The organism is Pararhizobium qamdonense, from assembly GCF_029277445.1.
GTDB classification, from domain to species: Bacteria; Pseudomonadota; Alphaproteobacteria; order Rhizobiales; family Rhizobiaceae; genus Pararhizobium; species Pararhizobium qamdonense.
Map to the genome: position 1 here is coordinate 88,930 of NZ_CP119568.1, position 20,666 is coordinate 109,595.

Below are 20,666 nucleotides of genomic sequence, written 5' to 3' on the forward strand. Positions count from 1 at the left end.
TCCTAATCTAACCATTCGCGTCCTGGCAACACCCGCAGTCAACAGCGGGTGTGCCTCGGCGCGCCCAGTTACAGGAGTTTTCCAATGGCGCAAAACGACCCTTTCACCATCGACCTGTTTGGCAATACAGCTCTCTCATCCAGCTTCGATCTCGGTGTGCCGGGTTTTGCAGCAGAGTTCGGGGCCGATCTCGACCCGCCGCCATCGACGCCGGCGATGGCCGCTACGGTCCGCAAAGAACCGAAGCCCGCACCGCCGATACGGACGATGGCCAATTTCCGGCTGCAGGGTTCTCGCGGTCTTGCGAAATCCTGGCGTGACCGTGCGCGTGACAATATCGCCGCGATCCTACTGGCCAACGAGGTAGAGCGTCAGGGCCTGCCGGCCCGACCTGACCAGCAGGCGAGGTTGATCAAGTTCACCAGCTTCGGTGCCTCGGACCTGGCCAACGGCATATTCCGACGTCCGGGCGACATGGTGTTTCGCAAAGGCTGGGAGGAGCTCGGCGGCAATCTTGAGAGCGCCGTCGCGGTAGGAGACTACGCATCTCTGGCGCGCTGTACCCAATATGCCCACTTCACACCGGAGTTTATCGTTCGTGCCATCTGGGCAGGTTTAATCCGTATGGGCTTCCAGGGGGGACGGATCCTCGAGCCGGGCATCGGCACGGGCATGTTTCCTGCCCTGATGCCGGATGCGCTCTCCCGCACCAGCCACGTCACGGGCGTCGAGCTTGATCCGGTCACCGCCCGGATTGTCCGATTGCTGCAACCACGGGCCAGGATCATCACAAGTGATTTCTCGCGGGTGGAGTTGCCTGCGCATTTCGATCTGGCGATTGGCAACCCGCCGTTTTCGGATCGGACAGTGCGGAGCGATCCGGCTTTCCGCTCTCTCGGCTTCCGGCTGCATGATTATTTCATCACCAAGTCCATCCACCGCCTGAAGCCTGGCGGGCTTGCTGCCTTTGTGACCTCGTCCGGCACCATGGACAAGGCCGACGCCCGTGCCCGCGAACACATCGCTGGCATGGCCGATCTCGTTGGCGCGATCCGCCTCCCCGAAGGCAGCTTTCGCGCTGACGCAGGCACGGATGTTGTCGTCGATCTCCTCTTCTTCCGGAAGCGCCGCGCCGACGAGCAGGCTGGAGACGACAGATGGGTCAATCTCGCGGATGTAAAGGTGGCAGGTGAGGGCGACAGCGTCCGTATCAACAGCTGGTACGCCAATCATTCCGACATGGTGCTGGGACGGCATGCAGTCACGTCAGGTCCGTTCGGCGAAGCCTATACATGCCTTCCTTTTAACGATGACCTCGAAACGATCTTGAACTCCGCGATCAGCCAGCTACCAGCTGATATCTATGACGGTGAGGCCTCCACAATTGACTTCGCCCTTGAGGACGAAGTCGCGGAAGCCGTGGCGGAGCGCCCGGATGATCCCAAGGTTCGCGAAGGCAGCTATTTCATCGGCAAGGTTCACAGCGTGCCTGGGACCTGTTCGTCAAATCCCGGTTCATCGAGACGAAGAACCCCGGCAGGGCGCTGGTGCTGGCGTCGGGCACGCCGATCACCAACACGCTTGGCGAGATGTTCTCCGTGCAGCGGATGGATCCAGAGGCGTTGTCGGAACGTGGTCTGCATGAGTTCGATGCCTGGGCGTCGACCTTCGGCGATACCTCGACCGAACTCGAGCTTCAACCGTCCGGCTAATACAAACCGGTCACGCGATTCAGCCAGTTCGTCAACGTGCCGGAACTGATTGCCATGTTCCGGTCGTTCGCCGACGTCGTGCTGCCGGTCGATCTGAAAACATATGTGAAAGTGCCGGAGGTCTCCGGCGGCAAGCGCCAAATCGTCACCGCCGAGCCGACGGCCGCTTTCAAGTCCTACCAGAAACAGCTGGACGCGCGGATCAAGGCGATCGAGATGCGCGATGGTCCGGCCAAGCCCGGCGACGACATCCTGCTCTCGGTCATCACTGACGGTCGTCACGCCGCCATCGATCTGCGCCTGGTCGATCAGGCTATGAGCAATGAGACCGCCAACAAGCTGAATGCACTTGTCACGAACACCCACCGGATCTGGCAGGAAACGGGAGAGGCGGAGTATCGTCGCAAGGACGGCAAGCCGTTCGACCGGCCGGGCGCTGGCCAGCTCATCTTCTCCGATCTCGGCACGATCAATGTCGAGGCGACGCGCGGGTTCTCGGCTTATCGCTGGATCCGCGATGAGCTGGTGCGGCTTGGCGTGCCGACTACCGAGATCGCGTTTATGCAGGATTACAAGAAGTCGGACGCCAAGCAGCGGCTGTTCAACGACTTCAATGCCGGCAAGGTCCGCGTGCTGATCGGCTCGTCCAAAACCATGGGCACCGGCGTCAATGTCCAGGCCCGGTTGAAGGCGCTCCATCACCTTGATGTGCCGTGGTTGCCATCGCAGATCGAGCAGCGTGAAGGCCGTATTGTTCGCCAGGGCAATCAGCATGACGAAGTCGATGTGTTCGCCTATGCGACGCTCGGCAGCCTCGATGCCACCATGTGGCAGAACAATGAGCGCAAGGCCCGCTTCATCGCGGCTGCACTGTCCGGCGACACTAGCGTCCGCCGGCTGGAGGACATGGGCGAGGGACAGGCCAACCAGTTCGCCATGGCCAAAGCCATCGCATCCGGCGACGAACGCCTCATGCAGAAGGCGGGACTGGAGGCCGAGATCGCCCGCCTCGATCGCTTGCGCGCCGCCCATATCGACGACCAGCATGCTATCCGGCGCCAGATCCGCGACGCCGAACGGGATATCGAGTTATCCAGCTGCCGGATCGAGGATGTGGGAAAGGACATCGACCGTCTGGTCCCAACCATTGGCGACGCATTCACGATGCAGGTCGGAAGGGCCGAACTTGACGAGCGAAAGCTCGCGGGCCGTGCGCTGATGAAGGAAATCCTGACGCTGGTTCAGCTTCAGCAGGAGAAAGAGGTGATCATCGCCACCATCGGCGGCTTCGATCTCGCCTATCAGGGCGAACGGTTTGGCAAGGATGGTTATCGCTATGACACCCTGCTCCAACGCACAGGTGGAGGCTACGAGATCGATTTGGCCGTCACCACCACGCCGATCGGCGCGATCTCCCGGCTCGAACATGCGCTTGGCGGGTTTGAACAGGAACGAGAGAGCCATCGCATTCGTCTCGCCGATGCGAAACGTCGGCTCACCTCCTACACGCCACGTTTGGGTGAAAGCTTCTCATTCGAAGCCGAACTTGAACTCAAGCTGGGCCAACTGGACGAGATCGAAAGGGATCTTGCGACAACAGCCGATGAACCAGAGGAGGATCGCCAGGAAGCCGCGTAAACTGCGGTATATTCACCGTCACTTGAAACGGGGTCGGACCATACACATCTATTGGTCATCACCCGTTTCGATGGTTTCCTGCAGTGGCGATTGCCGCGCGTTTGAAACTGTCCGGGTTGTGAGGGCGCTCCCCGAAAGGGTCGAGCGCCCTTTCGTTTCTTGCCCTACAGGCGCTATTCCGGGAGTTTGTAGATCGCTGCGTTATCCTGCAGTTCCCGCAGGCGTGTTGCAGTTCACATCGAACCGAACTCGGTACGGATCATCACCCGTGGCGGTCATGACTGGACCGACAGGTTTCCGGCAATCGCCGCCGCTGCGCGCAAGCTTGGCGTCGGAACGGCCATTCTCGATGGGGAAGCCGTCGTCCCTGATGCCGAGGGCCGCTCGGACTTCGGGGCGCTGCAGCGTTCGCTTGGCGGGCGTGGGGGCAAAAAAGCATCTGAGGATGCGAGCCTCTACGCTTTCGACCTGTTGTATTTCGATGGCCATGACCTGACGAAGATGGAATTGTCCGGACGTCGTCACTTGCTGGGAGACCTGATCGGCGAAAACGAAGGAGCGATCCGCGTCTCGCAGAAGATCGAAGTGGATGGCGCGACACTTCTGGAGGCCGCGCGAGAGCACGGTCTGGAAGGCATCATCGCCAAGCACCGCGACAGTGCCTATCATTCGGGCCGGCTCGGCGACTGGCTGAAGATCAAATGCATCCAGAGCGAAAGCTTTGTGATTGTCGGATACGAGCCATCCGCTGTGGCACGCGGCGGGATCGGCAGCCTGTTGCTTGCGGCATACCAGGGCGACGCGTTCGTCTATGTCCCGCTGCTGCTGGCAGATCCCTCAGACGATCTCGGCGCCATGCAGTCCTTTGCGGAAAACATCGCCCGCGAACCGCTGAACCCGGTCGACCAATGGCGCGCCATCGAGCGGCTGGTGGCTCTCGGATGGACCGAGGAGTCGATCGCCATGGCGCTGGCACTTCCGAGCCGGCAGATCCGCAAACTCCGGCTTCTGGCCAATATCCTGCCCGCCATGCTCGACCAGATGGCGCGTGGCGATATGCCGAACGAGCAGCAGCTGCGCACGATCGCCGCCGCCGGTCAGGACGAACAGGCCGAGGTCTGGAAGAAGTACAAGCCGAAGAAGCAGGATCCGCAGGTGTCTTGGTGGGAGGTGGCTCGCGCACTGACCACGACCCGGATGCTCGCGAAACATGCAAGTTTCGGCGACGATCTGGCTTTGGCTTATGGCATCACCTGGGTCGAGGACCTGTTTGCACCCGCTGACGAGGACAGCCGCTATACGACAGACGTCGAGGCGTTTCTCGGTGCGCAGCAGGAATGGCTCTCCAACAATCTGCCGAAGCGTGGTTCGGTCATCGAGGCCAATGAATACGGCCAGGCCAAGCTGCCGTCCAAGGCACAACAGGTCTACGGCAAGCCGGGCAAGGGTGACCTGACCGGCTGGTACATCAACGCGCGCGACGGCTCGGTTCAGTCGGTTGCCTATCGCATGCCGGAGGCGAAGAAGCCGAAGTTGGTCAAGGATGCCGATGGTGTCGAGACTGTCGTGGAGGAGGTCGAAGCTCCGAAAGCACGGCCCGATGTGACCCAGAAGGGTCTCGACATGATCGGCGACTTGCGGACGGACGCTCTGCACGAGGCGCTTGCCCGTGCGCCGATCGAGGACGATACGCTGATGGCGCTGCTCATTCTGGCCTTCACCGGCACCAATGTCAGCATTGCCAGCGGCGCATCGGACAATCCCTATGGTCATGCGAAATGCGGCCCGCATGCTGCTAGGCTGATTGGCGAGGACGGCAAGCTGTCCTTCGATCGCGAGACACTGGTGCAGGCTGCGCGCTCGGTCCTGATCGAGGCGCTGTCGCTTCGCCGCAATCGCTCCGACAGCGGACTGGTCGCCCGCATTGCCGGGGACTCCGTCGGCGCTGATCAATTCTTGCCCAATATGGCGACCGAAGACTTCCTCTCCTGCCTGTCACGCACTGCGCTGGAGGCGACCGCGGAAACGGCGGGCGTGCCCGGTCGGATCAAGGTGAAGGCTACCCGCGCGGCTCTGGTCGAGCATTTTGCCGAGGGAAAGCTGGTGCATCCAGCAGCGCTGCTCGCGCCATCCGCTGAGGAGGTGCGATCGTGGGTCGGACGCTACACCAGCGTCGACAGCGGATTGGAGGATGCTGGCGACGTTCCCGATACGATCGAAGATCAGCTCTCAGGTGGTGACATTGTGGACCATTCTGCGGCCGAGGAAGAGGCGGACGAAGGTTTCCGCGAGGCTGCCGAATAGCACCAGGCATCAGGATCTGAACCAACGCCGCTGGCTCACGCTGGCGGCGTTTCTGTTTCGAGCAATCAGAAGGAGTTTGTCATCGCAGAGATCCATGATGACATGGCCACAGAAAAAGCAGTGCATCAGGCTGAACTAAGGGCATTGGACCGGCCGACGATACAAGCAGGAGCGTCGACGCCTTGGGGCACGGCACAGGTCTCGCGACGATATGCCGACGGTATCGTTCTGCATTCGACCGCCGGCCATGGTGGTTTCCATCTCGCCGAGAATGCCAATACCATCGTCCATGCCCTCTATCGTAATGACACCGAGTTTTACGAAGAGGATTGTGAATGGGCGAAGGTTGCCCATGCTTTCCCGGATCTATTCACGACCTATGAACGTCGGTTGGCCGATCGGACGCTTCGCGACTAATTCCCTGATGCCTACGAGCGCGTCACGGGCGCAATACTGAACGGCAGTCAGTCTCACATGCGGGACAGTCAAGAATTCGAGAGTCGCCATCGCAACGACTGGGTGGTGATCGCAGCCCTCAATTCCGATCATCAGCCTGGCTTTGTCGAGTGCATCGCGACGCTGGGCGGGATCCGGGGCGAGACCGGCGAACGACGGTTCCTGGTTCCACGCTCCGACTACGTGATCGGCCGGCATGGCTTCGTCATCGATCCACTGAAGCAAAGGCCATATGACGGTCCGTCCAGCTTCGTGACCTGGGCGGCAAGGCTATGACTGTCGCGTTCACAGACAGCAGGGCTCCCCGAAATCAGGTGATCGACTTCACCGAGCTCTATCGCAGGATCTGGGCACGGCAGCGGGAACGGCATGGCCCACCATCGACCACTGCACGCAGATCAACTGAGCCGGGTGAGAGTGGAAAGCCCGGCCAACGTGAGGTGCGATAAAGCGTTGATCGACGTGCGGAAGACATGGCACGGGGCAACCGGCTTGCAATGGCGTGTGCTTGGCCCCGAGATTTGTCAGTGCCCCCAGTGGGTGACGCGGCGTTCCCATGGTCGGATCGCTATGGCTTTGCATCATGCCGTCGTGGACCAGATCGTCGGCCGGCACAGCACCTCGGTTTTGTTGCGGTCTGACATGGGCGCGTCCCGGTCAAAGGCCGCTGGCGCGCCGCGTTGCGACAGGATCATCGCCTCGTTGCAAGGCAGGCCCGCGTCTGTCGCAGCCCGCAAGTGCAGGCAGCACCATCCGCAAACCATCCTTGCTCCTCCTGGCGATGCCCTGACCTTGGGCCGGGCCGCTGACGCCCATGTCCTTTTGCCCGCACCCGAGGGGCTGAGCCGGACGACAACCGGCACCCCGGGCTTCGCTGAAACATCGCTCATAAAGGATCCGATCATGGCATCGCTCAACCGCTCCACCCAGAAGAACCGTCCCGCCAAATCCCAACGCGCCACCACCCTCGAAATGGTCAGGCACGCCTGCCCTGATACAGCCCAGGCGCTGCGCATCTCCGAAAGCTTCGGCCTTGCCCTCATCGACAGCGACGGGATCCGCGACCTCCACCGCGGCCAGTTGATCGAAAGCGCCGATGCCCTGAAGGAGGGCCTCGTCGAAAAGGCCATGCAGATCCACATGCAACGCATCGTCGGATCCTTCGTCGGCTCAGCCTACGGCGCCGGGCAATTCTACAGCCGCGCGGTTACAGAGGCCCGCGACCTCACCACCAAGCTTTCCAACGATACCAGAGACGAGGACCTCGACGGCCCGGTAGGCTTCGACAGCCGCGCCCAGCGCAAGCGCGAGTTCGCAGCCGACATGGGCCTGCAGGTCCACGTGCTTCGCATGGCAGCCGAAGGTGCGGTCTCCGCCTACGAAGACATCACCGGAGAGACCTGGAAGCCCTATGAGCGCACGGTCGAGCAACCCGCCAACTCTGTGACAGACAAGCTGCGACTGCCCAAATGTCAGCGTTCGAGTAGCCGACTTGCGGGGCTTCGGCCCCGCATTTCTCCAATGCCCGCAACGCCGTTGCGACGTGTTTCGGAAAAGAAAAAAGGGCCGACGGAAAACCGCGGCCCATAAAGTGTGAAGGTCATGGACCTCCAGAGGGGAACAGCTGCTGCGGCGGAACTGGGAGGAGCCGCCATGTGCATCAGCTGAAGTCTGTATGCACGAATTTTCACCACGCTGCACCTAATTTTTGTGCAGTGCAGCTATGCGTTCGTGGCCTGAAGGACCGCAATCCCTATGCCGGCATTTTTCCGATGCGCTATTAAAGTGAACGCTACCAGGTGATCAACGGCGACTTGCGCAACCAATGATCCGTGGTGACTTGATCCAGCACGAAGGTCGCAACGTTTTCGCGCGAGATGGAGCCCCCGCGGAACTGGCTGAAATCCGTGAGCGTCTGGATTGTCTCGTGACGAGGCTTGTTATTGAGAACGGTGGGACGGACGATGGTCCAATCGAGTCCGCTGTCCCTGATGATGGCTTCCTGCCTGTTTTTATCCGCGTAGACCTTTCGCAGGAGCAGAGGGAAGATTAAGTTGTCAGAGAGGAGACCGCCGTGCCCTGCGCTATCGCCAGCGCCCATACCGGTAATGGTGACAAGACGCGAAACGTGTTCCGCCTTCATGGCGCTGACAAGCGCTCGGGTCGCGGTCGAAAGAAGTGTGACCTCGCGAAACGGGCTTGCGGGTGTGCCGAGCGCGCTGATCACGGCATCGCGACCCTTGACGGCCTGGCGCAGCACCGTCTCGTCACGGGCGTCTCCAACGACGATCTTCGCTCCCTTCATGTCTGCGGCCTTTTCCGGCGAGCGCACCAGGAGCGTGACATCGTAGCCGCAGCTGACGGCCTGGCTCACGATATGGGGGCCGGTTGGTCCAGTCGCGCCAAGGACCAGGATCTTCGGTGCGGCGGAGAAATACTTGTCAGTGACGGAAGCGGTCATGGTTTCGGTCCTCTTTAAAGCAGGGCGCCTCTCAAGAGGCCGCCCTGCAGGGTTTGTTATGTGGGATGATCAGAGCCTGCCTTCCGCGAGCAGTTCTCGGGTCCGCTTCAGCGTCGACAGCAGCGCGAACTTGTAGCCCTTTTCACTGTCGAACTGCGTCTGCTCGGCCTGTTCTTCCGAGCCGTTCGGCGGCTTGCCGCGCAGGCCGAGGTAGCAGTAAAACTTCAGTTGCAGTGCGCCTGCTTCGTTCTCGAATAGTTCATTGATAATGGCGCCTTCGCGTGGGCCGGTTGCCTGGAAGAAGGTGATTTTGCTCTGTGGCTCGAGGGTGATGATTTCCCTGATGTCGGAACCGGCAATAGTGGCTTCGCGCACGAAATGGACAGCGCTTTCCTCGACGACGTTGCAGCGGGTGCAAAGGCCGGGCGGGAGAAACAGGCGCGGGTCGCGCGCCTTCAGTTCGAGGTCCTTCCAGACCTGCTCCCGGGTGAGTTTTGTTTCGCCTTCCGGATTTACCGGGTTGCGGTCGAATAGATCATCACGGTTGTCCTTTGAAATGTTGGCGATTGCCTCAGGCAGCGGCCACGGTTTCCGAGGCAAAATCTCGATAAGAGCGGAGCGGACGGCCGAGAAGCGTCGTCAGGCGCTCGACATCGCCGCCTTCAGGCAGCATGCCATCTGTCAGGAAGCGCTCGCCCATGATGCGCATGTCATAGGCCATCCACGGCGGCATGAACTGCTTGAGGTTCTGTTCGAAAGCTGCCGTATCGCCGCCGCCATAGTTGATCTGACGGCCAAGAACATCCGACCAGATAGCAGCGATAGCCGTGCCGGTGAGTGTGTCAGGGCCGACGAGGTTGATGCGATAGGTCGGAAGCGGCTGTGCGGCCCGTTCGCGTCGCAGCAGTTCAATTGCAGCAATCTCCGCGATATCGCGGACGTCGATCATGGCAAGGCCCTTGGTCCCGACGGGCATCGGGTAGACGCCATAGCCGGTGATGACGTCCTTGATCGTCAGATCGTTCTGGATGAAGTATGCCGGACGTAGGATGGTGGCGTTTATGCCCATCTGCTCGATCATCCGTTCGACGCCAAACTTGCCGGCGAAGTGCGGCACGTTCACGTAGACATCAGGGTGAATGACCGACAGGTAGACGATGCGTTCGATGCCAGCCGAGTGGGCGACGTTGAGGGCGATCAAAGCCTGGGTGAACTCGTCTGGTGCGACAGCGTTCAGCAGGAAGAGCGTCGACACACCGTCGAAGGCCGTGCGCAGGGCATCGACGTCGAGAAAGTCACCTTTGACGACGGCAACACCTGCCGGGAAATTGGCCTTGGAAGGGTCGCGGACGAGAGCGCGGACATCAGCGCCGCTATTGACGAGATGCTGGATGACTTGGCCGCCGATATTGCCGGTGGCGCCGGTAACGAGAATGGTCATGGGATTTTCTCCGGGTTGGTTTTGCTTGACACCCGGAATATGGCTGGTTCACTATTAAACCAATAGACCGTTAAAGTAGACAGTTCGTCTCACAGGTGGAACGATCATGGATCTCGTCGCACTTGCCGATTTCAACCTTGTCGCGCGTCACGGCGGTTTCGGCAAAGCGTCGCGGGCGTCTGGGCGCCCAAAGGCGACCTTGTCTCGACGGGTGACCGAACTGGAGGCTGCCCTTCAGCTTCGCCTATTTGAACGTGGCGCGCGCAACCTCAAACTCACCGAGGAAGGACGCGCCCTTCATGAGCGGACAGCCGCTCTGCTGACGGAGCTCGACGAAACGGCGGCCACCATCGCGGCGGGCGGGGACAAGCCGCGCGGCAGGTTACGGATCAGCGCGCCGCTTTTGTTTTCGCAGACAGCCATGGGTCGGATCGCGGCCGGCTTTGCACTGAAATATCCCGACGTGCGGTTGGAAGTCACGACGGAGGACCGGGCTGTCGACATGATCGAGGAAGGCTATGACCTCGTCATCCGGGTCAATCCGGACCCGGACGAAAGTCTGGTCGGCCGAGCCTTTCTGCATGATCGTCTGGTCGTCGTGGCAAGCCCCGACCTTCCCCGCCCAGTGGCCGATCTCCCGGCGCCAGGTGTCGTGCGCGTGGCGGGCGATCGGCAGACCTGGAGCGTCGTGACTTCAGAAGAACCCGCGACGATCGGGATCGAGCCCATCCTCGCACTGTCTTCACTCATCATGGTTCGGGATGCCGTGCGAACGGGCGTCGGCGCTGCTCGTATGCCGATTTCGCTGGTGAGCCACGATCTAGCCGACGGCACTTTGCTGCACTGGGGCGATATCGAGGGCTCCGAGATCGCGCTGTGGGCGCTCTATCCATCGCGTCGATTGCTCAGCGCGCGTGTCTCCGCCTTCCTGGATTTTTTAAAGCAGGCTTTTCCCAACGGAACGCCCGATGAACTAGCGGCCTACATCGGCAGGTGAGGGACCGCCTGTTCCAATTCTGCAATCGCGCTAGCGTTGGCCAGCAGTGTTTATGCGCGAATAAGCGCCGGGCGGCATTCCTACATGCCGACTAAACGCAACGCTGAAGGCGCTTGCCGATCCATAGCCGACGCGTTGCGCAATCTCCGCCGTGGCGACATCCTCGCGGAGCAACTCCTTCGCCAGCGCCATGCGCCAACCGGTCGCGTATTCCATCGGGGCGACGCCAACCTCCCTCCGGAAACGATCGAAGAAGGTCGACCGGGACATGGCGGCATCCCGCGCAAGTGTTTCTACCGTCATGCTGCGACCTGGATCCGCGTGGATCTGGCGTAAGGTCGGTGCCAGCAGAGGATCGGCCATGCCGCGCAGGAGACCGGGTGGGGCCGCAGCGCTTCCCGTTGATCGCAAAGCTTCGATCAACAGCACCTCCAACAACCGGTGAAGCACCATCTCGCGCGCGGAACGGTCGGCTCTCGTTTCGTCATTTATCATCCGGACCAATATCGTCAGCCGCTCTTCGCCTCGAACATGGATGATCTCCGGCAGCAACGAGACGAGAAGAGCTTTGTCATCCGAGCCAAAGGCACAATGGCCAACCATTGCCTTGATTTCGGCGGCGCTTCGGGGTCTCCGAGCCGGAAGACACCCGGGCTGGTCTCAAGGCGCTGGGCAAGCGCTCCGCGCGGCGGAGGTTCCAGGCTGCTCATCGTAAACGAGAAGATTTCCGGAACCAGCACGAAGTCGCCGGCCGTAAGCAAAATTGGCTCACGACCGGCGATCGTCATCCGGCAATGGCCCTCGACTACCGCGCAGTAAAAGGGGCTTCCAAGTTCCGTGCGCTCGACGAGCCACTGACCGCCACCCGTCACCAGCTTTGAGATCGACGGCATTGGCTTGAGCAGGGAAACGACTTCGGCAATTGGATCGCTCATGGTTTCGGACTCATGCTAAAAATTCTCGGACAATCGAATATAGATAGTCCGATGTGTCTGGTCCATCTCTTGGCAAGGTAATTGTCAGGAGACAGAACATGCCAAGGATTCTCATCACCGGTTGCTCGTCCGGTTTCGGTCTCGCCATCGCGCAGACATTTGTGAGCGCAGGATGGGACGTGGTCGCGACCATGCGTACTCCGCAGACCGATCTGATGCCCCATAGCGAAAAACTTAAGATACTGGCGCTGGACGTGACCAGCGCCGACAGCATCACGAAGGCGGTCGAAGCGGCCGGGCCGATCGATGCTCTTGTCAACAATGCCGGCGTCGGCATGCTCAATGTACTAGAAGGCGCCGAGATGCCGAAAATCCGCGAACTGTTCGAAACGAACGTGTTCGGCGCGATGGCGATGACCAAAGCCGTTCTTCCGCAGATGCGTATCCGTCGGTCGGGCGTTATCGTGAACGTCAGCTCCAGCGTCACCATCAAGCCGCTGGCCGCACTCTCTGTCTACAGTGCCAGCAAGGCAGCGCTGAACGCTTTCACGGAAAGTCTCGCTCTGGAGACCGCTCTGTTCGGCGTGCGTGCGAAGCTTGTTCTGCCGGGTTCGGCGCCGACGACCGGGTTCGGCAAAAATGCCGTCGCACGTATGGGAATGGATATTCCCGAGCCATACAGCGCATTCGTCCACGACTACCTGACAACACTGCGTTCCGGCACAGAATTCACGACGCCGGATGATGTCGCAGACGCCGTCTGGCGCGCCGTGACGGAACCGGATGCACCGATGAAAACGCCCGCCGGCGCCGATGCGAAAACCTGGTTCCGCGAGGCAGGCCACTCGCTGGCCTGAAGACGACCACCCCAAAATCAATGTTTAAGGACCCGAACGTGAACAACCTGATCGATCTCGCCAAACATATTCCCACGCCTGAGGCGACGCTCACTGTGGCCTATACCCCAATCCGTTTGCCGATGGTCGGCCGCCAACCGCTGGAACTGCGTCTGACCGCGCCCGCGACCGGCGGCAACCTTCCCATCGTGCTGCTGTCGCATGGGTTCGGCCCCTCCAACTACATCCCGTCAAAAGACGGTTACGCTCCGCTGGCCCAGTTCTGGGCGGAACGGGGTTTCGCGGTTATCCAGCCGACGCATGCGAGTTCGCTCGTCGGTGGCTTGCCTTCGGATTCCCCCGGCGCGCCGTTCTTCTGGCGCGAGCGCGTCGAGGAGATAAAGGCGATCCTCAACCAACTACCCGAGGTTGAACGGCAGGCGCCCGCCGTTGCGGGCCGGATGGATCATTCGCGCATCGGCGCGGCCGGCCATTCTTTCGGTGGGCACACCGTCGGGCTCCTGCTAGGCGCGCAGCTGAATGGTGAGGATTTCTCCGATCCGCGTATCTCAGCAGGCATTCTACTGACGACTCCGGGGCGAGGCGGCAAGGATATGACCGAGGAGAAAGCTGCCCGGTTTCCGTTCTTCGACGTTGATTTTTCGCCGCTGACGACCCGCAGCCTTGTCGTCTGCGGTGATACGGACAATCCGCATTTCACAACGCGCGGCCCTGAATGGCATGCGGATGCGTTTCACGATGCGCCGGGCGCAGAGGCCCTGTTGACGATGCACGGCGTCGGACACGGGCTTGGCGGGATCGCCGGATTTGACGCAAAGGAAACAGAAATCGAGGCGCCCGATGTGCTGGAAGCAACAAAACGTCTGACGCTCGCTTGGCTTCAGACGGTGCTAAGAGCGGATGTAGGTGCATGGCCCGGCGCATGCCTTGCGCTCGAGGGTGAAGCCGCGCCGCTTGCGGATGTCACACAAGGCCAGAACTAAAATTGGTAAAGTCGATTTGCGGCCAGGTTGCTCCTCGCGATCTGGCCGTTGGTGGCTTAAAGGAACCGGTTGCACGGCGGAAAACTTCGAGCGGCTTGAAGCCCTTGGATTGGTCCAGGGTGTGGTCTGTCTGAAGCTGGGAGTGGGGAGTGAGCACGTCTCAATCTTGTCACCCGTCCAGGCATGGCACCACAACCACCAGCGCGAAGAAGCAATGCAGCGTTCCCGGGAACCTCCCAAATCCAGTCGTTGGCTTTGACCAAGTGTTTGGGGCTTGTGGGCGCTATGCATCCATTCCCATTGGTCGCCACCCGATGATGCCAATGTGTATCCCTTGATCCGCCAGCTGGCACGTCCACTGCGGTCTCGATGGGGCATGTCTGACCAAAGACCGCCTCGAGGTGCTCGGCTCGATCGGCATCCGCAACGGCCGGCTCGTTTTCTTCCCCTGACTGCAAGCAGCCATTCCTCGCGAGGCAAGAAAGCCTCTCCTATGGCCGTCCTCCACTCCGTTTCGGCCTTTCAGGTGCGGGCCCATCGTCCCCGGTCCTATCGACTGCCATCGAGATCCTATGAGTAATGGCGGCGATCTGTTTTGATCTGGTTGACGTCAATGCCGTTGCAGAAAGGAGCAGGACGATGTCGCAGGATGGTGTTTATGCAGCAGGAACTCCCCAAAGAGAGCTCGGGGCGATTTTCACCTCGATCGAATTGAGCAAAAAGACGTGGCTACTGACCTCGATGTCACCCGGCGCCGGTGAGAAGATGTCTCGTCACATTATTGCCGGTGGCGATATCACCGGCCTTTTTGCCCAACTCACTATGTTGCGGCGAAGGGCGTACGACCGAACCGGCTCCGATTATCCGTTCGTCATTATACAGGAGGCCGGCCTCGATGGATTCTGGGTCCACCGCGCGCTGACGGCAGAGGGCTACGAGAGCCATGTCGTTGACGCGGCCTCCATTGCAACATCACGACGCAAGCGGCGGGTGAAGACCGATAGATTAGACGGCGAGAGTTTGATCCGAGCGTTGCTCGCCTTCAAGCGGGGAGAGCCGCGGGTCTGCTCGATGTTGCGCGTGCCGACCCCGGATGAAGAAGATCGCCGTCGCATCGTCCGGGAGCGGAAAGTTCTGATGGAAGAGCGTATTCGACACAGCAACCGTATCAAGGGTCTGCTCTTCTCGCAGGGGATCACTGGCTACGATCCCCTGCGACGTGATCGCCGCGAACAGTTGGAGACGCTTCGTACGGGCGATGGGCGAGCTTTGCCGCTACACATGAAACGGCAGGTCTTGCGCGAGATGACCCGCATGGACCTGCTGATCGACCAGATCAAGGAGGTTGAGGCAGAACGTGACGACATGCTTGCGGAGGAACGGCAGTCGGCTCGCGAAGTGGTATTGCTGTCGAAGGTCGTGGGTATCGGGCCAGAGTTTGCTGCAGTCCTTTGGGGTGAGGGCTTGTTTCGACGGTTCGACAATCGGCGGCAAGTCGCCGCCTACGCGGGGCTTGCGCCAACGCCTTGGCAGAGCGGATCGATTGACCGGGAGCAGGGCATTGGCAAGTCCGGGAACCCTCGGCTTAGATCGACCCTGTTGGAGATGGCCTGGCTTTGGTTGAGGCATCAGCCCGCCTCAACGCTCAGCCGTTGGTTCAATGAACGAGTCGCGCAAAATGGCGGCCGCTTCAAGAAGGTGATGATCACGGCACTGGCGCGCAAGCTGGTTGTGGCGTTGTGGAAATATGCCAGCGCGGGCGTCGTGATCGAGGGCGCGGTGGTCAGACCGTGACCGTTTAAGCGCATACCAGTTCGGCACAGGCCTGATCAGCCTCGCCGGAACCAGGTGGACGACCGCATCGCGGCTTGGCTTCAAATGCCGTCATCGAGAATGGTCTCGTCCTCCTGAGCCCTAGCCGCCGTAGGCGGGATTGTGGTGCGGCCGTTGAAACGGCGACCGGATATGAGGTTGATACGTGCAGGGCGCGCGGATCAAGAAACGGGCTCAGACCGAAGGTTCTAAAGGCGAATTCGATGCGCCACCAGTGCCGGTCCATGGTTGGAAGATCGTTGTCCAGCATCGTTCTCGTGAGAGACCGGTGTCCGGAGCGGCCCCTTGCGACCTCTCTTCAGGCTGGTCTGACGCCAATCTGTCCTGATCCTGCAACGGCTTCGCCGAACTTCTTCCCCTGCGTCGTCGCCGCATTCCTCGCGAGGCAACAAGTCCGGCTTTCGCCGTCCTACGCTTAGCGCTGCGGCCCTTGGGATGCAGTCGGCCTGATTGGCGTCTTACGACCGCTATCGAGGCCGCAAGGGGCGGCTTCGGCAAACTCAGTCAGGAGAATGACAATGGCTACCATCGGAACCTTCCAACAATCGGGCAACGACTTCAGCGGCGAGATCGTCACTCTTTCCCTCCAGACCAAAAACGTCCGCATCGTTTCCGATACGCGCTCCAGCGGCGAAAACGCTCCCAGCCACCGCGTCTTCGTCGGCCGGATCGAAATCGGAGCCGCCTGGTCCAAGCAGTCCAACGAGGGCCGCAACTACCTCGGTCTCAAACTCGACGACCCGAGCTTCACGGCTCCGCTCTACGCAAATCTGGTCGAAGACGAAGATGGCAAGGCCTTCAGCCTCATCTGGTCGCGGCCGAACCGCCGGTCCGGCGACTAACCCCTCCCAACGTGACGCCCTACACCTGCGGGGCGTCACGAAAACCAGCCACTCACAGCTCGAAACCGTAGCTTGACGAGTGGCTCCTCATATGAGGCCGCGATGGACGCGGCCCGAACAACCGAAAAGGATTACGACAATGGCAACCATCGGCTCTTTCACCGCTTCCGGCAACGGCTTCTCCGGCACCATCAAGACCCTCAACCTCAACGTCAAGGCAACCATCCGCGCCGTCGAGCGCACTTCCGAAAAGGGCCCGGACTACCGCATCCTCGCCGGGGCTACGGTCGAATTCGGCGCAGCCTGGAAGAAGACCTCGAACGAAGGCCGTGACTACCTCTCGGTCAAGCTCGACGATCCGAGCTTCCCGGCCCCGATCTACGCGACGCTAATCGAGGTCGAAGGTGAAGAAGGCCTCTCCCTCATCTGGTCCCGGTCGAACCGGGACTGATACTGGATGCCCCGCCGTAAGGCGGGGCTCTCCACGTCAAGGATCACTTGTTCAGTGCATCCTTGAGCGCCTTGGCAGGCGCAAAGGTCAGCTTCTTCGAAGCCGCAACCGTCATCTTCTCTCCGGTCGCAGGATTGCGACCCTCGCGCTCAGGCGAAGCTTTCACCTTAAATTTGCCGAAGCCAGGGATCGACGTTTCAGCGTCGGAGCCTGCAGCATCGGCGATGGCCTGGAACACGGCCTCGACAATGCCCTTGGACTGAACCTTCGTCAGGCCGTTGTCGGCTGCAATCTTGTCGGCGATTTCATTGGTGGTGGTCATGGAATTCCTCGCATCTTGTTGTCAAAGATAAAATCCGTGTCAGCTTATGACCGGATTGTCATCGGCGACGATGGAGACGAGGATCAGATCCGTGGGATGTCCACAGGTCGTTTTGGCCGATAACCCCGTTTGCGCTTCTCACAAAGGACGTCGAGGAACAGGTTGATGGCCTGGCTCTCGTTGTCAAACAGATGCACCATCTGCTGTCCGCGCGTTCCAATCCGCCCCCAGGCACGTATAAGCGACATCTCGCCGAACAATGTCGGCTGAACGGCGAGCGCGTAGAACCGCGCCATGTTCGTTTCCGGCGCGATACGCTCGATATAGAGGTGGTAGGGCTGCGTGATCATGACGGCAGATTCGCGCGTTCAAAGACTGCCGTCCAATGAGAGTTTTGAATCGGATGGGCCTTATCGATTCATAACATTGATCCCCGACGCCCGGATCACTCGCACCAGCCCCGGCGTGATACCTGCCACTTCCGGGCCAGTCCCTCGGCAACGAGCATATCCCCGACCGATCGCCGATCTCGGTAGACGATCCTGAACTTGCGACCGAAGCGATCTTCATCCCTGGCGGTCGTCTTGAACAAGAGCGGACCGGAATTCAGGGTGTCGAGCAAACGTTGTTTCGCCGCAAGGCCACGCTTGCGTTCGCTCTCGCATCTTGGCGGGCTGAGCTCCGGCGTGTCGATGTCGGCGATCCTGATCTTTTCACCTCGAAACCAGAACGTATCACCGTCCACCACGCAGGTGATCCTATGGCCGCCATCGCACAGAGAGAAGGCTTCGCTCGCTCTTTTCGGCTGTTGGGCTGACACCGCGGATGCGAGGAGGCAGACTGCTATGGTCGATAGGGTGGCAACGGCCGTGGAAATTTTCAATCTATTGTCTCCTCGATTCCCGTGGAGCGGCCTGTCCCATTTGCATTCGACCCTTTTATGGCTTGCCTGTGAAACCGGTTCTCCCCGACGGAAGCGCTCATATCCTTGCGCCTGAACCAGATGGCGCGACCGCAGCGTAGCGGCGCATTGCCAGCGGTGAAGACGATCTGCTCGTCGCCGCGCATGCGCATCACTTCATGCGGGAGGATCAGCGGACGGCGGGTCAATTGTTTCGATCGTGAGCGCGACGATCCTTTCATTCCGGAAGAGCGGTTTGTCTGGTCGATCTCGACCGTGGTGTCGCCGCAGCGCTTGGATATGTACTCTGCGGACTCCGGATCGTTGATCGCCGCGAACGAAATCCACGATGCAGACTCGAACCATTTCGAGCTGGCATCGCGACCGCCATAGGCTTCGCGCATCTGGCCGAGTGACTGGAAGATCAGTGCCAGGCTGATGCCATATTTGCGTCCGGCGTCACGGGCGGTTTCCAGGACGCGCAGATAGCCGAGGCGGGCTACCTCATCGAGCAGAAACAGGGTGCGACCTGCAACCTCGCCATTGCGATTATAGATCGCATTGAGGAAGGAGCCGATGACGACCCTTGCCAGCCCCGGGTGCGATTCCAGAACCTTCAGGTCAAGGGCGATGAAGATGTCCGTGCCGCCGGTCGCCAGCTCGTCGGTCGAGAAGCTGTCGCCTGAAACGAGGGCGGCATAGTTCGTATAGGAGAGCCAGTGCGTTTCCTTGACCGCATTGGCGTAAACACCGCTGAATGTTTCCGGCGTCATGTTGACGAATACGGCGACGTTCTCGCGCACGAAGGTGGATTGCGACTGCTCGTAAATCCGCGTTAACCGCTCCCGCAGTTTCGGTTCGGGCTCGGATAGATTGGCGCGGACACGGCGCAGCGTCTGGTCCCTGGCGTCCGTGTGTCCGGACAGGCAGACATCGGCGATCAGCGCCGTCAGCAGCTACATGGCGGACGCGCGGAAGAAGTCGTCGCGTGCGGAAGCTGCTCGGGCATTGTCGGTCATGATCCAGGTCGCGACTGCGACGATGTCCTCTTCCTTCGTGCTGCCGTGTCGCCCGATCCAGTCGAGCGCGTTGAAACCGACGCCTGACGCCTAGGGATCGAGAATGATCACCTTCCGGCCAGTCTTGCGGCGATGCTCCGATACCATCGGCGCCACTTCGCTCGACGGATCGAGGACGACAAGGCCGCACCCCACTTGAGCGCGGTCGGGACCGTTACCGACGTCGTCTTGAAGCCACCGGAGCCGGCGAAGACAATGCCATGGGACGAGCCGAACGAGCCGTCGAAGCATAGGAGCGGGCTCTTGCCCCCCGCTCCCCAGGTCGACGGATCGTCAGCGCGGAACGACACGGCCGCAACGCTGTCGCGATCGACGCGATATCGTTCGCCTAGGACGATGCCGCCGGGATCGGGAAAAAGTTTTGCAGCCTCCTGCACCGTCATCCAGTCGGCCTCGCCATGCACCGCTCGCTTTCCCCCAATCCGCCGTGGTGCGGCTTGGGCAAAAGCTGCGTTTCCCTTCGTCGTGACGCGCAGTGCGAAGACGCCGGCGAGGAATGCTGTCAATGCGCCAAGCATCGTTGCGGGGTCCGCATATCCGAGCACGGATTGACCTTTCGGGATGTCGCCAGCCATCCCGGCCAGGCGAACCCCCTCGCGCAGGCGAGCGATGAGGATTGCCACTCCATTTCCGCTAACGACCCCCCATCCTGCAGCCTTGATACCCGCTGCGCCATTTGCCGCGAACAGAAAGATCGTGCCGATTGCAGCCGCAGTGGCATAGGGCAACGCAAGGCCGATCCGCCCGAGCATCAGCTTGGCCTGCGCGGTCTTGCCGAGCGCGGCCAGCAAGTGTTCGATCCCCGGCATGAACACCACGACGACGATCATCGTCGCCGCCGGGATGACGGCGAGGAACAGTTTACTCACTGTCACGACCGAACACCTCCGCGCCTATCACTGTCAGGCGCGATTGCTCCGTATCGTTGCCCTTGAGGCGACGACTGGCATCGATCAGCAGGCCGAGCAGTAGTGCCCGCTTCTCGTAACGCAGTCCTGCCTTGACGATGAGGCCACCGAGTTCGATTTTTTCGCGGGTGTCTTTCTTTCGGGCGTCAGCCGTCATTGTGCGGGCCATGCGTTCAAGCCTCACCAGGCCTGCCCGCAGGCGCGCCAGTTTCGATCGTCGTGACCGTCTCGCCTGCGGTCCTGCCGTCGCCGACATTTCTCTTCCCGGTCGCACTTCCTTTGCCTCCGCGAAACCGCCTGGTGATCTCCTCGAACGCAGCCTGTAACTCGTTTTCCTCGATCTCGATCTCACCGAGGCCGGCCTTCAACGCGATCCGGCCGATGCGCTCGGCCTCGCGTGTTTCCGCTTGTCTCAGCTGATCCTGCAATCTGGCGATTTCTTCCCTGATCTTCGATGATGGTTTCTTCATTCCGGTCGCATCTCCCCTGGAAATCTTGGCGGCTCTGTTCCGTTGCAAGATTTCCCCAAAAGCACATCCGAAGGAA

17 protein-coding genes and 5 pseudogenes are annotated in these 20,666 nt (G+C 60.7%); 12 read left to right on the forward strand and 10 right to left on the reverse strand.

The window, feature by feature from the left end; translation table 11 throughout:
- Positions 1-84: 84 nt before the first annotated feature.
- From PYR65_RS30620 to PYR65_RS25805, 6 genes and pseudogenes are all read left to right on the forward strand, one after another.
- Positions 85-1,476: pseudogene (locus PYR65_RS30620) on the forward strand (N-6 DNA methylase); the annotation flags it as partial.
- Positions 1,476-3,350: pseudogene (locus PYR65_RS30625) on the forward strand (helicase-related protein); the annotation flags it as partial. The pseudogenes PYR65_RS30620 and PYR65_RS30625, both read left to right, overlap by 1 nt.
- A gap of 261 nt (positions 3,351-3,611) precedes the next feature.
- The gene (locus PYR65_RS25790; RefSeq protein ID WP_276122356.1) at positions 3,612-5,654 is read left to right on the forward strand and encodes an ATP-dependent DNA ligase; all 2,043 of its coding nucleotides are present in this window, start codon (positions 3,612-3,614) and stop codon (positions 5,652-5,654) included.
- Positions 5,655-5,756: 102 nt separating this feature from the next.
- Positions 5,757-6,071 (forward strand): DUF7007 domain-containing protein, encoded by a 315-nt coding sequence (locus tag PYR65_RS25795; protein ID WP_276122177.1) that lies wholly within the window; start codon positions 5,757-5,759, stop codon positions 6,069-6,071.
- Between the two features lie 57 nt (positions 6,072-6,128).
- A complete protein-coding gene (locus tag PYR65_RS25800) occupies positions 6,129-6,386 on the forward strand; it encodes a hypothetical protein (protein WP_276122178.1) in 258 nt (85 codons plus the stop codon).
- A 627-nt stretch (positions 6,387-7,013) separates the two neighbouring features.
- A pseudogene (locus PYR65_RS25805) lies at positions 7,014-7,597 on the forward strand (hypothetical protein).
- A gap of 305 nt (positions 7,598-7,902) precedes the next feature.
- Here PYR65_RS25805 and PYR65_RS25810 read toward each other — a convergent pair.
- From PYR65_RS25810 to PYR65_RS25820, 3 genes are all read right to left on the reverse strand, one after another.
- On the reverse strand, positions 7,903-8,571 hold the full coding sequence (locus PYR65_RS25810) for an NAD(P)-dependent oxidoreductase (RefSeq protein WP_276122179.1): 669 nt from the start codon (positions 8,569-8,571) through the stop codon (positions 7,903-7,905).
- Between the two features lie 69 nt (positions 8,572-8,640).
- On the reverse strand, positions 8,641-9,129 hold the full coding sequence (locus tag PYR65_RS25815) for an AtaL-like protein (protein WP_407951375.1): 489 nt from the start codon (positions 9,127-9,129) through the stop codon (positions 8,641-8,643).
- Positions 9,130-9,142: 13 nt separating this feature from the next.
- Entirely contained in the window at positions 9,143-10,012 is an 870-nt protein-coding gene (locus PYR65_RS25820; protein ID WP_276122180.1) for an SDR family oxidoreductase, read from the reverse strand.
- Positions 10,013-10,118: 106 nt separating this feature from the next.
- Between PYR65_RS25820 and PYR65_RS25825 the strand changes: the two genes are divergently transcribed.
- Positions 10,119-11,009, forward strand: a complete 891-nt coding sequence (locus PYR65_RS25825; protein ID WP_276122181.1) for a LysR family transcriptional regulator — start codon at positions 10,119-10,121, stop codon at positions 11,007-11,009.
- 30 nt (positions 11,010-11,039) lie between these two features.
- Here PYR65_RS25825 and PYR65_RS25830 read toward each other — a convergent pair.
- Positions 11,040-11,944 (reverse strand): annotated as a pseudogene (locus tag PYR65_RS25830) (cupin domain-containing protein).
- A 98-nt stretch (positions 11,945-12,042) separates the two neighbouring features.
- Between PYR65_RS25830 and PYR65_RS25835 the strand changes: the two are divergent.
- The 5 genes from PYR65_RS25835 (at position 12,043) to PYR65_RS25855 (ending at position 16,910) form a co-directional block, all read left to right on the forward strand.
- A complete protein-coding gene (locus tag PYR65_RS25835) occupies positions 12,043-12,801 on the forward strand; it encodes an SDR family oxidoreductase (RefSeq protein ID WP_276122182.1) in 759 nt (252 codons plus the stop codon).
- A gap of 38 nt (positions 12,802-12,839) precedes the next feature.
- The gene (locus PYR65_RS25840; RefSeq protein ID WP_276122183.1) at positions 12,840-13,784 is read left to right on the forward strand and encodes an alpha/beta hydrolase family protein; all 945 of its coding nucleotides are present in this window, start codon (positions 12,840-12,842) and stop codon (positions 13,782-13,784) included.
- Between the two features lie 639 nt (positions 13,785-14,423).
- On the forward strand, positions 14,424-15,578 hold the full coding sequence (locus PYR65_RS25845; protein WP_276122184.1) for an IS110 family RNA-guided transposase: 1,155 nt from the start codon (positions 14,424-14,426) through the stop codon (positions 15,576-15,578).
- A gap of 557 nt (positions 15,579-16,135) precedes the next feature.
- The gene (locus PYR65_RS25850) at positions 16,136-16,459 is read left to right on the forward strand and encodes a DUF736 domain-containing protein (RefSeq protein WP_250972851.1); all 324 of its coding nucleotides are present in this window, start codon (positions 16,136-16,138) and stop codon (positions 16,457-16,459) included.
- A 139-nt stretch (positions 16,460-16,598) separates the two neighbouring features.
- Entirely contained in the window at positions 16,599-16,910 is a 312-nt protein-coding gene (locus PYR65_RS25855) for a DUF736 domain-containing protein (RefSeq protein ID WP_041699667.1), read from the forward strand.
- A gap of 43 nt (positions 16,911-16,953) precedes the next feature.
- On the opposite strand, the gene PYR65_RS25860 is transcribed toward PYR65_RS25855, so the two are convergent.
- The 6 genes and pseudogenes from PYR65_RS25860 to traC form a co-directional block, all read right to left on the reverse strand.
- Positions 16,954-17,232, reverse strand: coding sequence for an HU family DNA-binding protein (locus PYR65_RS25860; protein WP_065657819.1), 279 nt, complete (start codon positions 17,230-17,232; stop codon positions 16,954-16,956).
- Positions 17,233-17,315: 83 nt separating this feature from the next.
- Positions 17,316-17,582 carry a WGR domain-containing protein gene (locus PYR65_RS25865; protein ID WP_276122185.1) on the reverse strand — a complete coding sequence of 89 codons (267 nt, stop codon included), beginning with the start codon at positions 17,580-17,582 and terminating at the stop codon, positions 17,316-17,318.
- 95 nt (positions 17,583-17,677) lie between these two features.
- A complete protein-coding gene (locus tag PYR65_RS25870; RefSeq protein ID WP_276122186.1) occupies positions 17,678-18,115 on the reverse strand; it encodes a thermonuclease family protein in 438 nt (145 codons plus the stop codon).
- Positions 18,112-20,087: pseudogene (gene traG / locus PYR65_RS25875) on the reverse strand (Ti-type conjugative transfer system protein TraG). Before traG ends, PYR65_RS25870 begins: the two are co-directional and overlap by 4 nt.
- On the reverse strand, positions 20,074-20,289 hold the full coding sequence (traD, locus tag PYR65_RS25880) for a type IV conjugative transfer system coupling protein TraD (RefSeq protein WP_276122187.1): 216 nt from the start codon (positions 20,287-20,289) through the stop codon (positions 20,074-20,076). The pseudogene traG and the gene traD overlap by 14 nt, the downstream one beginning before the upstream one ends.
- 4 nt (positions 20,290-20,293) lie before the next feature.
- A complete protein-coding gene (gene traC / locus PYR65_RS25885; RefSeq protein ID WP_276122188.1) occupies positions 20,294-20,590 on the reverse strand; it encodes a conjugal transfer protein TraC in 297 nt (98 codons plus the stop codon).
- Between the last annotated feature and the right edge of the window lie 76 nt (positions 20,591-20,666).